This window comes from Massilia sp. CCM 8734 (assembly GCF_011682155.1).
Lineage (GTDB): Bacteria > Pseudomonadota > Gammaproteobacteria > Burkholderiales > Burkholderiaceae_D > Telluria_A > Telluria_A rubra.
The window spans coordinates 96005-110418 of the sequence record NZ_WHJI01000025.1; the positions used below are offsets into that span (position 1 = coordinate 96005).

Annotated in this window: 9 protein-coding genes and 3 pseudogenes; 6 read left to right on the top strand and 6 right to left on the bottom strand. The window is 66.1% G+C overall.

The annotated features are described in order from the left end of the window. Positions 1-24: 24 nt before the first annotated feature. Entirely contained in the window at positions 25-480 is a 456-nt protein-coding gene (locus F2P46_RS21915) for a response regulator (RefSeq protein ID WP_166894104.1), read from the bottom strand. Between the two features lie 12 nt (positions 481-492). Further along, complete coding sequence (locus F2P46_RS21920) at positions 493-2751, bottom strand: ATP-binding protein (protein WP_166894106.1); 2259 nt, start codon at positions 2749-2751, stop codon at positions 493-495. A 165-nt stretch (positions 2752-2916) separates the two neighbouring features. Here F2P46_RS21920 and F2P46_RS21925 point away from each other — a divergent pair, with 165 nt between their 5' ends. From F2P46_RS21925 to F2P46_RS21935, 3 genes and pseudogenes are all read left to right on the top strand, one after another. After that, the gene (locus F2P46_RS21925) at positions 2917-5313 is read left to right on the top strand and encodes an ATP-binding protein (protein WP_166894108.1); all 2397 of its coding nucleotides are present in this window, start codon (positions 2917-2919) and stop codon (positions 5311-5313) included. A gap of 48 nt (positions 5314-5361) precedes the next feature. Then, positions 5362-6844, top strand: a pseudogene (locus tag F2P46_RS21930) (cryptochrome/photolyase family protein). A gap of 49 nt (positions 6845-6893) precedes the next feature. After that, positions 6894-7820: a pyridoxal-phosphate dependent enzyme gene (locus tag F2P46_RS21935; protein ID WP_166894110.1), complete on the top strand. Its 927-nt coding sequence runs from the start codon at positions 6894-6896 to the stop codon at positions 7818-7820. On the opposite strand, the gene F2P46_RS21940 is transcribed toward F2P46_RS21935, so the two are convergent. Beyond that, positions 7815-9158 carry a hypothetical protein gene (locus F2P46_RS21940; RefSeq protein ID WP_166894112.1) on the bottom strand — a complete coding sequence of 448 codons (1344 nt, stop codon included), beginning with the start codon at positions 9156-9158 and terminating at the stop codon, positions 7815-7817. The two genes, F2P46_RS21935 and F2P46_RS21940, sit on opposite strands and share 6 nt — an antisense overlap. Positions 9159-9254: 96 nt before the next feature. Beyond that, on the bottom strand, positions 9255-10424 hold the full coding sequence (locus tag F2P46_RS21945; RefSeq protein WP_166894114.1) for a CocE/NonD family hydrolase: 1170 nt from the start codon (positions 10422-10424) through the stop codon (positions 9255-9257). 563 nt (positions 10425-10987) lie between these two features. Here F2P46_RS21945 and F2P46_RS37815 point away from each other — a divergent pair. The 3 genes and pseudogenes from F2P46_RS37815 to F2P46_RS21960 all read left to right on the top strand — a co-directional run. Further along, positions 10988-11374 (top strand): annotated as a pseudogene (locus F2P46_RS37815) (methyl-accepting chemotaxis protein); the annotation flags it as partial. Between the two features lie 155 nt (positions 11375-11529). Next, the gene (locus F2P46_RS21955; protein ID WP_166894118.1) at positions 11530-12156 is read left to right on the top strand and encodes a tRNA-uridine aminocarboxypropyltransferase; all 627 of its coding nucleotides are present in this window, start codon (positions 11530-11532) and stop codon (positions 12154-12156) included. A gap of 105 nt (positions 12157-12261) precedes the next feature. After that, on the top strand, positions 12262-13395 hold the full coding sequence (locus tag F2P46_RS21960; protein WP_166894120.1) for a PA0069 family radical SAM protein: 1134 nt from the start codon (positions 12262-12264) through the stop codon (positions 13393-13395). Here F2P46_RS21960 and F2P46_RS21965 read toward each other — a convergent pair. Together F2P46_RS21965 and F2P46_RS21970 are read right to left on the bottom strand one after the other, a co-directional pair. Further along, complete coding sequence (locus tag F2P46_RS21965; protein ID WP_166894122.1) at positions 13316-13861, bottom strand: hypothetical protein; 546 nt, start codon at positions 13859-13861, stop codon at positions 13316-13318. The genes F2P46_RS21960 and F2P46_RS21965 overlap by 80 nt on opposite strands. A gap of 72 nt (positions 13862-13933) precedes the next feature. After that, positions 13934-14287: pseudogene (locus F2P46_RS21970) on the bottom strand (IS5 family transposase); the annotation flags it as partial. Between the last annotated feature and the right edge of the window lie 127 nt (positions 14288-14414).

The window sequence follows — 14414 nt, forward strand, 5'->3', positions numbered from 1 at the left end:
CGCCCGGCCGCGCACGAGCCGCGTTCAGTACGGCTTGACGTAGCGGTGCGAGCCCGGTGGCGGTTCATTTAGCACCGCCCAGAAAATCCCCAGGTCGGCAATCGCCCGCACGAACTCCTCGAAGTCGACCGGCTTGACCACATACGCATTGACGCCCAGTTCATAACTGCGCAGCAGGTCCTGTTCTTCCTTCGACGAGGTGAGCATCACCACCGGAATGCTTTTCAGGTGCGCCGTGCTGCGGATCTCCCTGAGCACTTCCAGGCCGTCGACTTTCGGCAGTTTCAGGTCGAGCAGCACCACGGTCGGGTTGCCGGCCTGGCGCGCCGCATGCTCGCCCCGGCACATCAGGTAATCGAGCGCCTCGGCGCCGTCGCGCGCGATGATGACTTCATTGGCCAGTTGGCTCTTTTCCAGCGCGATCAGCGTCAGTTCCAGGTCGTGCGGATTATCTTCGACCAGAAGGATGGGCTTTAACATGTCTTACGTACCTTAAGTATTGAGTTCTTTGGGAATGCTGAAATAAAACGTGGCGCCTTCGCCCGGCACGCCGCTGGCCCACACCCGCCCGCCGTGACGTTCGATGATGCGGCGCACATTGGCCAGGCCAATGCCGGTGCCCTGGAAGTCTTCCATCCGGTGCAGGCGCTGGAAGACGCCGAACAGCTTGTGTACGTACTCCATGTGAAAACCGGCGCCGTTGTCGGCGATCGACATGACCCACTCGGCGCCTTCATCGCTGGCGCGGACGGTGATGATGGCGCGCTCTTTCTGGCTGGTGAACTTGACCGCGTTCGACAGCAGGTTGAACAGCGCCAGCTGCAAGAAGGTGGGGTCGGCGCGCATCGCCGGCAGCGCACCGATATCCCAGTCGATGCGGCGCTGGCCGATGTCGAGCGCCAGCTTGTCGATACAGGAGCGCACCAGCTCGCCCATCTGGACCAGGGTCGGGCGCAGCGCGGCGCGGCCCATCTGCGAAAAACTGAGCAGGTCGTCGACCAGCTTGCCGGCCAGGCGCGCCGAATCCTTGATGTTGCGCAGGAAGCGCTGGCGCTTTTCCAGGTTCTCGCTGGCGGCCGGCTCCAGCAGCAGGTCGGAAAAGCCGACGATGTGGCGCAGCGGCGCGCGCAGGTCGTGCGAGACCGAATACGAAAACGCTTCGAGCTCCTTGTTGGCGCGGCCCAGTTCCTCGGCCAGTTCGGCCATCTGCTCGGCGCGTTCGAGCGCGATCCCCAGCAGCGCGGTGCGGAACTCGAGCGCCAGTTCGATCTCGCCGCCGTGCCAGGGCGCGCTGGTGCCGGTGATGGTTTCGCGCCAGGTGGCGAAGCTGGTGCGCGGCGACAGTTGCGTCACTGGCGCCGCGCCCCCCGCGCCTTGCCCGTCTTTCTGGTGCGGGTTGCCGGCCCATTCCACGGTGCGCACCACCTCGGGCCGGAACCACAGCAGGTAGTGCTTGTGGATGCGCGAGACCGGCATGGCCAGCAGGCCAGAACAGTTGCCGGCCAGGGCCGCCGCTGCTGGATACTGCGCCGCCAGGCGGTCGGTATGGAACACGTCGTCGTGGTTGTTCGCATCGAGCCAGACGACCAGCTCGCGGATCGCTTCTTCATCGGGCGTGTCGCCGTAGGTCAGCAGGCGCTCCTCGAACACGATGGCGGCGCCGCCGGCGCGCGCGAACTGCAGCAGGGCCGGGAACACGCTGGCGAGGTTGTCGATGAAGTCCGAGCCCTGGGTCAGGCCGGCCAGCATCGACACCATGACGCGGCGTACGTCCAGCCGGAATTGCAGTTCGTTGGCGTCCGCGCGCGACTCAATGCACATGGCCAGGATCTGGCCCAGTTGCTCGCAGGCGGTGCGCTTGTCGAAAGCGACCGGGCAGGGCGTCGCATGGTGGCACGAAATCAGTCCCCACAGCTTGCCCTTGACCATGAGCGACACCGACATCGACGCCAGCGTGCCCATGTTGCGCATGTATTGCAGGTGGATCGGCGAGACGCTGCGCAGGGCCGCGAACGAGAGGTCGTTGGCGGCGCCGGTCATCGGGTTCAAGGCCGGCACCAGGCGCGCCGGCGTGTAGTTGGCGTCCTGGATCAGGCGGATGCGGTTGAGCATGTACAGCTCGCGCGCCTGGCGCGGAATGTCGGACGCCGGGAACCGCTGCCCCAGGTAGGACGGATAATCGTCGGCGCGGCATTCGGCCAGCACGTGGCCGTGGCCGTCCTCGTCGAACTGGTACACCATGACCCGGCCGAAACCGGTGATGCGGCCGATTTCCTGGGCCGCCAGCGCGCTCATGGCCTGCGTGTCGGCGCTGTCGCCCACCTTCAGCAGGAACTCGCCGACCTGGCGGTGCAGGTGGCGAAAGTCGGCGGCCGAGGCGCGCTCCACCGATTCGAATTCGAGGACCAGCAGCGCATCGTAGTAATGCGCCAGCACGTCGAAGTGCCGCATTGGGCCGATGCCGAGGGTGCACAGGTAGAGCGGGCGCTGGCCGATGTCGGCGGCGTCGATCTCGGGCCCAAGCTGCAGGCTGGCCTGCTCGCCGATCACCGCTTCCAGGGCCTGGCCGACGGCGCGTTCGCAATCGACCCCGATCATCGCGTCGAGGTTGTCGCTGGCCTGGATCACTTGCAAGGTGGGCGACAGCGCCAGCAAAAAGCCATGCGGCTGGATGCTGCCGGGGAAGCGGATCGGTTCCTGGTCGCAGCTGGACAAGTCGAGATCGGGACTGTGGGGGATTGCCTGGCTCATAAAAGCTTCCTGGGCACGGGGTCGGGCGCCGCATTTCAAAAGCAATATTTTACTTTAATCACTGTTAATTGCCTCGCACGCCAGCGCCGCTCACCGGCGTTTTCCTTTGTGTCGTTTGGCAACAGCAAGCGGGCGAACGCGTCACCACGCATGCGACAATTGTGCATGACCCGACAACCTGATTACCAGGCGCTGTTTCGCGCCTCGCCGTATCCGTATCTGCTGATGGATCTGGCGCTGAACATCATCGGCGCCAACGATGCCTACCTGCACGCGACCGGGCGCCGCGCCGAGGAGCTGCTGGGGCGCTATGTATTCGATGCCTTTCCGGAAAATCCCGACGATCCCGGTTCGACCAACATCGCCGAGGTGCGCTCCTCGCTCGAACGGGCCATTGCCAGCGGCAAGCCCGATAGCACGGCCTTCCTGCGCTATTCGGTGCCGGCCGCCGGCGGCGGCTTCGAGGAGCGCTTCTGGAGCACCGTGCACACGCCGGTCAACGGGGCCGACGGCGAGGTGGCCTTCGTGGCGCAAAACGCCATCGATGTGACCGAGTTGTACCGCTTCGACCGCCAGTCGCACCTGGCCTCGGTCGACCCGGATACGCGGCCGGTGGTAGCCGAGGACCACTTCAACCAGGCCCGGATGCACCAGGCGATGAACCGCATCCTGATGGTCGAGCGCGGCCACCTGCGCGACCTGTTCAACCAGGCGCCCGGTTTCATCGCCGTGCTGGCCGGCGAGCAGCATGTATTCGAGATGGTCAACGAAGCTTACTACCAGCTCGTTGGGCACCGTGAGCTGGTCGGCAAGCCGGTGTGGGAAGCGCTGCCCGATGTGCGCGGGCAGGGATACGAACAGTTGCTCGACCAAGTGTACCGCAGCGGCAAGCCGTTCGTCGGACGCAATCTGCGCGTGGCGGTGCAGCGCCTGGCGCACGGGCCGGTCACGCACAGCCATGTCGACCTGCTGTACCAGCCGCTGTTCGACAAGGACGGCCGGGTCAGCGGCATCTTCGTGCAGGGCCACGACGTGAGCGAAGCGCACGCCGCGCAACTGGCCAGCGCCGACAGCGCCGAGCGCCTCTCCGAAGGCATGAACGCGGCGCGCATGGTGGTCTGGGACTGGCATATCGACACCCGCGAGATGGTGTTTTCCGAGAATGCGGAGCTGGTGCTGGGCAAGCGCGAAGCGGACATCGACACCCTGACCGGATCGATCCATCCGGACGACGCCCAGCGCATGCATGCGGCGCGTGTGCGCGCCATCGCCGACCGCAGCGGCTACCAGGAGATCGTGCGCTTTCGCCGGCCCGACGACGGCCGCATGTTGTGGCTCGATATCCGCGGCAAGGTGCGCTGCGACGCCGACGGCAAGCCGTTCGCGGTGCGCGGCGTCACGCTCGACATCAGCGAACGCATGCGCGCCGAAGAAGACCTGCGCGACGCCCACCGGCGCAAGGATGAATTCCTGGCGATGCTCTCGCACGAGCTGCGCAATCCGCTCGCGCCGATCAGCTCGGCGGCGCAGTTGCTCAAGCACGTGCGCCTGGACGACGCGCGCCTGCGCGCGACGAGCGACATCATCATCCGCCAGACGGCCCACATCACCGGCCTGGTGGACGACCTGATCGACGTTTCGCGCGTCACGCGTGGCTTGATTTCGACCGACCGCCAGCCGCACGACATGAAGCGCATGATCGGCGACGCGGTCGAGCAGGTGCGCCCGCTGATCGAGGCGCGCCGCCACCGCCTGGCGGTCATGCAGCCGGCGCAGCCGGCATACGTGATGGGCGACCATAAGCGGCTGGTGCAGGTGCTCACCAACCTGCTCAATAACGCCGCCAAGTACACGCCCGACGGCGGCAACATCGTCCTGACGCTGGCGCTGGCCGGCGCGCACGTCGAGATCTCGGTGCGCGACGACGGCATCGGCATGGGCGCGGACCTGCTGCCGCGCGTGTTCGAGCTGTTCACCCAGGGCGAGCGCAGCGCCGACCGCGCCCAGGGCGGCCTGGGCGTGGGGCTGGCGGTGGTGCGCAGCCTGGTCGAACTGCATGGCGGCCAGGTCGATGCCGCCAGCGCCGGTGCTGGCAAGGGGAGCGAGCTGACCGTGCGCCTGCCGCTGCTGGCCGGCCACGCGCCGCCGGACGCCCCGCTCGCCGCGCGCGCCGGCCTGCCGCAGCGGCCCCTGCGCGTGCTGGTGGTGGACGATAATCCGGATGCCGCGCTGATGCTCTCGATGCTGCTCGAAGCGTCGGGCTACGACGTGCTCACCGAGAACGGCTCGCACGCGGGTCTGGCCAGCGCCGCGCGCCACCAGCCCGACGTGTGCATCCTCGATATCGGCTTGCCCGAGATGGATGGCTACCAGCTGGCGCGCGCGATCCGCGCGCTCGACGGCCTGCGCGGCGCGACCCTGATCGCGGTCACCGGCTACGGGCAGGAGCAGGACCGGCGCCTGGCCTTGGCGGCGGGCTTCGACCATCACCTGGTCAAGCCGGTCGATTCGGCCGAGCTGGCGGCGCTGCTGCTGGCCCGCGCGGCGCGTCCGGGCGCATGATAAACTCGGGTCCTCTTACCGGACCCGCTTGAGCCCCACTTGCCATCCATGCCGCCATCGACGACGACGCTGCGCCTGATCCTGGGCGACCAGCTCAACCCCCTGCACAGCTGGTTTGCCGAGGGGTGCGCCGACGTGCTCTACGTGCTCATGGAAGTGCGCCAGGAGACCGACTACGTGCGGCACCACGCGCAGAAGATCATCGCCATCTTTGCCGGCATGCGCGCCATGGCGCAGCAGCTCGGGCAAGCCGGCCACCGCGTGCATTACCGGCGCATCGACGACGCCGCCAACCTGCAATCGATCCCGGCCAACATCGACGCGCTGCTGGCCCGCTACGGCGCCAGCGGCTTTGAATACCAGGAGCCGGACGAATACCGGCTCGACGCGCAACTGGCCGACTACGCGGCGCAGCTGACGGTGCCCGGCGCGATGGTCGGCAGCGAGCATTTCTTGAGCGCGCGCGACGAGGCGGGCCGCATCTTCGCCAACCGCGCGCAGTGGCTGATGGAGTATTTCTACCGCCAGATGCGGCTGGTGCACGGGGTGCTGGTGGACGCGGGCGGCAAGCCGGCCGGCGGCCAGTGGAACTTCGATCACGACAACCGCAAGCCGTGGCGCGGCACGCCACCCGAGCCGCTCGATACGCGCGCAGCACGATCATGCGGCGCTGTGGGCCAGCATCGAGGCCGCCGGCGTGGCCAGCTTCGGGCGTCCCGATTGCGTGCGCATCGTCCGGCCGCTCTTCGGCCACTACCAGGATGCGATGCACACGGGCGCCACGCGCCTGTTTCATTCGATGCTTTCGTTCGCCCTCAACACCAAGATGCTGCACCCGCGCGAAGTGATCGCCGAAGCCGAAGACGCCTGGCGCGCCGGCCACGCGCCGCTGCACGCGGTGGAAGGCTTCATCCGCCAGATCCTCGGCTGGCGCGAGTACGTGCGCGGCGTATACTGGGCCAACATGCCGGGGTACGAGCGGCACAAAGTGTTCGGGCACGACACGCCGCTGCCATCGTGGTTCTGGGACGGCAAGACGAACATGCGCTGCCTGCGCCACGCCCTCGGCCAGTCGCTCGGCGCTGCGCATGCCCGCCACATCCAGCGCCTGATGATCACCGGGAATTTCTCCCTGCTGGCCGGACTCGATCCGCACGCGCTGCACCAGTGGTACCTTGGCGTGTATATCGACGCTGTCGAATGGGTGGAAATGCCGAACACGATCGGCATGAGCCAGTTTGCCGATGGCGGCCTGCTGGCGACCAAGCCGTACGTCTCGAGCGCCGCCTACATCGACCGCATGAGCGACTACTGCAAGGGCTGCCACTACGATAAAAAGGCGCGCCTGGGCGAGACGGCCTGTCCGTTCAATGCGCTGTACTGGGATTTTTTCGAGCGCAATGCCAACCGCCTGTCGGGCAACCAGCGCCTCGGCATGGTGTACCGTACGCTGTTCCAGATGGATGAGACGGCGCGCGCGGCCTGTGGCGAACAGGCGGCGTCAGTGCGGGCGCGGCTGGAACAACTTTAACGCCGGTATTTGACGCCGATATACAACTTCACGGAACCTTGAATCAACCATGACTCTACATATCGAAACACCGCTGCTCGCCTCGTCGGCCATGGGCGGCAAGAACGGCCAGACGGTCTGGCTGAAGATGGAAGCGCTGCAGCCGAACGGCTCGTTCAAGCTGCGCGGCATCGGCCACGCCTGCGAAGAGTACGCGCGGCGCGGAGCGAAACGCTTCATCTCTTCGTCGGGCGGCAATGCGGGCCTGGCCGCGGCCTACGCCGGGCGCCAGCTGGGCGTGCCGGTGGTGGTGGTGGCGCCCGAAACGACCAGCGAGCGCGCGCGCGAACTGATGCGGCGCGAGCAGGCCGAGGTGATCGTGCACGGCGCCTCGTTTTCCGAAGCGAACGCGCTGGCGCTGTCGATGGTGGGCGAGCACGACGCCTTCATCCACGCCTTCGACGATCCGCTGTTGTGGACCGGGCACGCCACCATGATCGATGAAGTGGCGCATGCCGGCGTGATTCCCGACGCGGTGGTGCTGTCGGTCGGCGGAGGCGGCCTGATGTGCGGCGTGATCGAAGGCCTGCGCCGCAATGGCTGGGACACGGTGCCGGTGTTCGCCGTCGAGACCGACGGCGCCGATTCGCTGGCGCAGTCGATCGAGGCCGACCGCCGCATCGAACTGCCGCGCATCGCCAGCATCGCCACCTCGCTCGGCGCGCGCCAGGTGTCGCAGGCGGCGTTCGACTGGACCCACGTGCATCCGATGAGCAGCATGGTGGTGACCGATCAGGCGGCGGTGGCGGCCTGCATCCGCTTCATGGACGACCACCGGCTGGTGGTGGAACCGGCCTGCGGCGCCTCGCTGGCGGTAGTCTACGCCGGCCGCCCCGAACTGGCCGGTTTCAAGAACCTGCTGGTGATCGTGTGCGGCGGCGTGACCGCCACCGTGGCGCAGTTGCAGGCGTGGGAAAGCACGCTGGCGGCCTCATAGTCCGTACAAGATGGCCGCCACCGCATCGTAGATCGGATACACGCGCGGCCCCGACTTGGGCCAGCCGACCATGTCGAAGTGGTCGTAGCCTTTGTAGTTTTGCAGGAAGTTCCAGCTGCCGCGCACCGGCGTGCCGTTATAGTCGCGCACCGGATGCCCGGACGGGGCGCGCATGCTGACCGTGTTGACCACGCCATCGTTGGCGAACCAGCTGGCGTCGACCGGCACCCGCCCGAATCCGGCCATCGTGTACGAGCCCATGCCGCGCCGCCCGGCCGAGGGAATCACCCACTCGCCGGCATACGGGCGCGTGAGCGAGGCCATGTCGGCGCGCGGATACTGGAAGGCCGGGTTCTGGAGCGGGAACAGCAGGCGGTCGGTGTTGTTGCAGCACGGGCTGCCGGCTTCGGTCGCCTGGTTGCTCATCGAGAAGTAATACACCGAGGGCGAGGTCTTGGCCCAGGCATTGAAGGTGCGCGCGCCGTCGGGCGTCATTTCGGCCTGGGCCGAATCGAAGTTGTCCTGGTCCCAGAAGGGCGCGGCCATCACGCGCTGGCGGTAGGCCGCCGACGGCTCAGCCGCGCCGCTGCGCAGGCCGAACTGTTCCAGCCCGAGGTCGGCCGCCGGTTGCGTGACATCGCCGCCGTTGGCGATGGTGGCGATGCCGGCGGCCAGTTGGGTGAGCGCCGCGCCGGTTTCGCCCATGGCGTCGCGCAGACTGGTGCCGTCGTTGGGCGAGGCGATGGTGGTGGCGCTGACGACCCAGCCGCGCTTGCCGCCCTGGTACAGTTCGGCGCCGCCTTCGTCCCCATTCGGCGAACCATTCTCCAGCAGTTCGATCAGGGCGCGGATGGTTTGCCCACCCTGGCTGTGGCCGACCAGGTGGATCGGGTGGCGCGCGTCCCAGGCCGGATACAGCGCGGCCGGATAGCCGTTGGGATTATCTGCCGGATTGGCGGCCCAGCATTTGCCGGCGGGCTGGCGCAGCGCGCCGAACCTGGCCGCATTGCCTGTGTGGGTGGTGCCGTAATCGACGCAACCCCCTTTGATCTGATAGTACAGTTCGGCCGCGCGGTCCCAGTTGGAACTGATCGCGCCGACCGAGGCGGCCCAGACCTGGTGCTGGCCTTGGTGGGCGCGCATGTGGCCGACAATATCGTCGAAGCCGCCCCAGTATTTGAAACCGGTGCGCGTGTACTGCTCCGGGCCGAAACCGAGAAAGCCGTGGACCAGTACGATCGGATAGTTGTTTGCGGCTGAGGCCGCTTGGAAGGCGCAGGACAGGAACAGGGCGGGGGCGAGGACGGCGCGTAGGGTGCGTAAGGTGCGTGGCAACATAAGAATTTCTCCTGGCGAGAAACAGTGTCGGCACATTGTATAGGCATTTTATGCGCGCGCGCGCCCGCTTTTTTGCGGTGTTGCCAAGACGTTAAATCAGAGGCTGCCGGTCCCTGCGCCGCCAGTGGCGGTGCCGGCGCTGGCGGCCAGCTTGTCTTGCCACACCACGTAATCATCGACCGAATACAACTGGCATGGCTGGCCGCTGCTGCGCGCGCAGGCGGCCAGTGCGCGCGCGTGCGGGTCTTCGCCTTCCTCGGCCCAGCACCAGGCGCCGCTGGGCGAGACGGCAAACGCGCGCGGCGTGAGCTTGTGCAGATACTCGCGGTAAGCGGCGCGCCCGTTCTCGCCCAGGTAGGGGACGGCGTCGATGTCGTCGACGCGGGCGAAGTCGGTGCGCGGCACGCTGGGGGCGTCGGCCACGGCCACGGTTTCGCGGGTCGGCATGCCGATTTGCTCAAGAAAACGTGCGGTCTCGCGCCACCAGATGCGGGCGCCGTCGCGGCTGGCGACCATGCCGTGCGCGTCGCGCTTGAAGGCGCCGAATTCGACCAGGCGCGCGCTGCCGCCGGCGCGCTCGAAAGCGGCGTGCATGCGCGCCACCAGGTCCGGTCCGAACAGCGAATCGTTCACGCCGTACATCCACAGGCTGGGAATCTTGTTGGCCGCGCCGTAGTTGGCAAACGCTTGCACCAGTTGCGCGCGCCAGTCGCAGCGCTCGCCATCGTCGCGCAGCCCGCCGGCGAAGTTGATCAGGCCGCGCACGCCGGGAACGGCGCGCGTGCCGAGGGCGATCGTGGCCAGGCCGCCATACGATTGGCCGGCCACCACGATGCGCTCGGGATCGGCCCAGCGCTGCCGGCGCGCGAATTCGATGGTGTCCTGCACGTCGCTGGCCTGGGCGTAGCCGTTGGCCGTCATGTTGCAGCCGTGGTCGGCGTAGGCGCCGCTGGAGTCGGCAAACCCGCGCCGCATCGGCACCAGCACCGCGTAGCCGCGCTTGACAAACGCGGTGGCCATGAAAATGAAGCGCTCGCGCGGCTGCTTGCGCGGGTCGCCCGATTCCTTGCCATGGTTGATGATCAGCAGGGGAAACGGGCCGGCGCCGTTCGGCCGGAACAGCGTGGCCTGCAGCACCGACTGCTTGCCGGGACCGGCGGGAATGGCGATCACGGTTTCATTGAGGCGAAAGTCGACCGGCAATTCTTGCTCGACCGCTATCGAGGGGAGCAGGCTCAGGCCGGTCACCAGGGCGGCGAACAGCATCCGGCATGCGCGCCGGACTGGCGGAAAAACGGTAGCGATGATGGGCTCCCGATGAATGGAATTGCCGAAAGGAATGATTCGATTCTATGCAGGGAGTTTTTCAGGAGCAATACCGGAATGTCAATTCAGCGCAGTACGCGTGAAAAAAAGCTACTGGATGCACGCTTCCTTGCCTCCTTGCTCATGTCGATCGTGCAAACGGGGTCTTTGTCGCAAGGGAATGTGGCGTTTCAGCGACGCTGCAGGCTGGCGCTCGCATGGTAGCTGACAGAGAAATATTTCCTATGGGAAAATTGTTCTCGCAATACCAGATCGCCGGTGTTAGCATTAGCACGCCGTCAAATCCAGGCCCCGCGCCCTTCGCCCTCATGAAAAATCTCAGTATCGGAACCCGCCTGACGCTCGGTTTCGCCCTCGTTCTGTTGTTCCTGGTGGCCCTGACCGGCATCGGGGTATGGCGCATGCAGCAGGCCAGCGTGATGACCGACAACATGGTGAAAGACACCGTGCGCAACGAGCGCCTGATCGACGGGTGGGCCAAGGTGATTGAAGTGAACGCCGCGCGCACCCTGGCGCAACGTTCGGCGGCGGCCGCGAAAGAGATCAAGCAATTGATCAGCGACTCGGTCAGCAAGGTCGACAACGGCACGCGTTTGGTGGACCAGGCCGGCAAGACGATGGGCGAAGTGCTTACCAGCATCAACCGCGTGACGCGCATCATGAACGACATTACCAGCGCCAGCGACGAGCAGCGCGACGGCATTGAACAGCTCAACCTGGCGGTGACCCAGATGGACCAGGTGACCCAGCAAAACGCGGCGCTGGTCGAGCAGGCCGCGGCGGCGGCGGCGATGCAGGACCAGGCGGCGCAACTGTCGCAGGTGGTCGGCGTGTTCAAGCTCGGCCAGCTGACGGGCGGGCGGCGCGCGCTGGCGCTGGTGGTCCGGTGAGCGTCGGTTCGCGACGACGCGGCGCCGCTGGCCCGATGGCCGCGCCGGTGCCTGCGCAGGGGCAGGCCGCACATGTGCTTCAGCCGGGGCAAGCCGGGTCCATGACTGTGCACGGGCCAGCCGCACACGCGGCACAGCCGGCGCAAGCCGCGCCCATGACTGCGCAGGGGCAAGCCGCACCGGCACGGCGTAGCGTGTGCGCCCTATGCGCGCGACCGGCGGCGGCGTGCATCTGCCGCTGGATTCGTCCGGTCGCCAGCGATGTGCGCTTGCTGATCCTGCAGCACCCGCTGGAAGTGAGCAACGCCAAGGGCAGTGCGCGCCTGCTGCACCTGAGCGTGGCCGGCAGCACGCTGGTCGCTGGCGAGGTATTCGACCCGGCGCAACTGTCCGCGCTGCTGGACGTGGAAGGCCGGCAGGCTGTATTGCTCTATCCCGACACGCCGGACGACCGCTCGCTGGGCATGCCAACGCCGCCGCTTGGGCTGTTGGGCGCGCCTGGCAAACTGCTGCTCGTCGTGCTCGACGGCACCTGGCGCAAAAGCCGCAAGATGCTGTACCTTAATCCCCTGCTGCATGCCTTGCCACGCCTGCCGCTGAGCGACATGCCGCCCTCGCATTACCGCATTCGCAAGGCGCACGCGCCTGACCAGCTCTCGACCCTGGAAGCGACTTGTCACGCATTGGGTGAGATCGACGGCGACCACGATAAGTTCCTGCCGCTGAGCCGCGCTTTCGATGACTTGATCGACACGTTTGTGCTGCATCAAGGCCGGCTTTGAACGCTGCTTGAAAGCGCGGCATCACCCGCGTAGAATACTGTATGTTTATACAGTTAAATGGGTGCTGCGGTGACCGATCGCGACAAAGACTTTGAAGAAAGCGTCATGCTCCCGCCGCGCCCGCTGGCGGCGCAAAAGGGGCGCGGCGCCGTCACCAACCTGCAGGGCCGCTACGAGGTCAATGCGCGCGAGCGGTTTGACGACGGCTGGGTGCATGCCGACGACGAGGACGACGCGCCGGCGCCGTTCCGCACCCAGGTCACCGACGAATTCGCCAAGACCATCCTGAGCCGCAATACCTCGCCCGATATTCCCTTCAATGTGTCGCTCAATCCCTATCGCGGGTGCGAGCACGGCTGCATTTACTGCTTTGCGCGGCCGACCCACAGCTACCTTGGCCTGTCGCCGGGGCTGGACTTCGAAAGCCGCCTGTTCGCCAAGGTCAACGCGCCCGAGTTGCTGCGGCGCGAGCTGGCCAGGCCGTCCTACGTGCCGGAGCCGATCGCGCTCGGCGTCAACACCGACGCCTACCAGCCGTGCGAGCGTGGGCTGGGCATCACCCGCCGCGTGCTGGAAGTGCTGCACGACTGCGAGCATCCGGTCGCGCTGATCAGCAAGTCCTCGCTGATCGAGCGCGACATCGACCTGATCGGGGCCATGGCGGCCAGGAACCAGGCGATTGCGGCGGTCACGATCACCACGCTCGACCCTGCCATCTCGCGCACGCTCGAGCCGCGCGCGGCGGCGCCGGCGCGGCGTTTGCGCACGATCCGGCGCCTGACCGACGCTGGTATCCCGGTGCGGGTCAGCGTGGCGCCGGTGATTCCCTTCGTCACCGAGCCCGAGCTCGAACGGGTGCTGGAGGCGGCGCGCGACGCCGGGGCCGTGAGCGCGCACTACGTCGTGCTGCGGCTGCCATTGGAAGTCAATCCCCTGTTCCAGGAATGGCTGCAGGCACACTTTCCCGAGCGGGCGCAGCGGGTGATGAACCGGGTGCGCGAGATGCGCGGCGGCAAAGACTACGACAGCGACTTCAGCAAGCGCATGCACGGGGAGGGCGTCTGGGCCGATCTGATACGCCAGCGTTTCGTCAAGGCGGTGGAGCGGCTGGGCATGAACCTGACCAGCGGGCGGTTTGGCGAGCTGGACACGTCACGCTTCAAGAAGCCGTTCGTCGTTCCCCCGGCCAAGCCCAAACAATGCGGCAACGCCACCGGCCAGCTGGATTTGTTTTCCTAAGCTGCGCTATCAGCAGCACAACAACACCAACAGGCGTGCAGGGCGTAAAAGGCCAACGGCCGCATTGCGCCATGCGTGCGTCAACCTGGCGCGTGCAGGGCAACACGGCACACGCGTGGCGCAATGCGCCCGGCGCCGCCATCATCGCCTGTCGCAGAGAATATCGAATTCGGTGCAGGTTGATTTTTCCACCGGCCCGAGCAAAGCCAGGGACGGAAGGTGCACCATTAGTGACCTTGGCTGCAAGGGCCAATCCCTGCTCCCTGGCCACGGCGAGATTGTTGCGGAAGCCGGGGTTTGCGGTGTCGTAAGTGCCAGGGTGATTTTCCAATGTGATGCGATATGCGGCTTCAATATCGTCGATGGCGGTACGCTGCCACTGGGCGGCGCTGCGTGCGGCGGCAGGCGTATCAATTGCCTGGGAAAGTGTATCACCGGTAGCGAACGTGCCGATCATGGCCAGCAAGGGCATGGCTTTGGCAAGGCGGGGAAGGCGAGCGAACTCCCGCGTCCACGAGCAAGTGCTAAGAGCCTATTCTTATTGGTAAGCGGCACGCCAGCAAATGATGCCCAAGGCAAAGTGCAACATGGCTAGATAAGTTTCCCGCTTCTTTTCCCAGCGGACGAGCAGCCGTCGAAATCGATTCATCCAGCTATGTGTGCGTTCGACTACCCAGCGGCGCGCTTTTGCGCCGCTATGATGCTTGCCGGCGGCCTCTTGTCCGCGCGACTTGATATGAGCGACAAATCCTGATCGCGCGATCAAATCCCGCATGCTGTCATAGTCATACCCTTTATCCATGCACAAGTGCTGAGGCCTGTCAGCTGAAGGTTCGGGACGTTCAACCATGAGCTGATCGAGTGTCTGCTCCACCAACTTCATGTCATGCCGCCCCCTGTGTCAAACTGTTGTGAGACAACTTCATCAGTCTAATTAAGGAAGTTGGCACACATATGGAATTGAACATGACAGCAGCATCACATCCGTCCGACGTTTCGGAAGCGGCAGCAAGTACTGA

Coding starts and splice junctions, on each gene's coding strand:
- F2P46_RS21915 (WP_166894104.1), bottom strand. CDS start 480: ATGTTAAAGCCCATCCTTCTGGTCGAAGATAATCCGCACGACCTGGAA.
- F2P46_RS21920 (WP_166894106.1), bottom strand. CDS start 2,751: ATGAGCCAGGCAATCCCCCACAGTCCCGATCTCGACTTGTCCAGCTGC.
- F2P46_RS21925 (WP_166894108.1), top strand. CDS start 2,917: ATGACCCGACAACCTGATTACCAGGCGCTGTTTCGCGCCTCGCCGTAT.
- F2P46_RS21935 (WP_166894110.1), top strand. CDS start 6,894: ATGACTCTACATATCGAAACACCGCTGCTCGCCTCGTCGGCCATGGGC.
- F2P46_RS21940 (WP_166894112.1), bottom strand. CDS start 9,158: ATGTTGCCACGCACCTTACGCACCCTACGCGCCGTCCTCGCCCCCGCC.
- F2P46_RS21945 (WP_166894114.1), bottom strand. CDS start 10,424: ATGCTGTTCGCCGCCCTGGTGACCGGCCTGAGCCTGCTCCCCTCGATA.
- F2P46_RS21955 (WP_166894118.1), top strand. CDS start 11,530: ATGACTGCGCAGGGGCAAGCCGCACCGGCACGGCGTAGCGTGTGCGCC.
- F2P46_RS21960 (WP_166894120.1), top strand. CDS start 12,262: ATGCTCCCGCCGCGCCCGCTGGCGGCGCAAAAGGGGCGCGGCGCCGTC.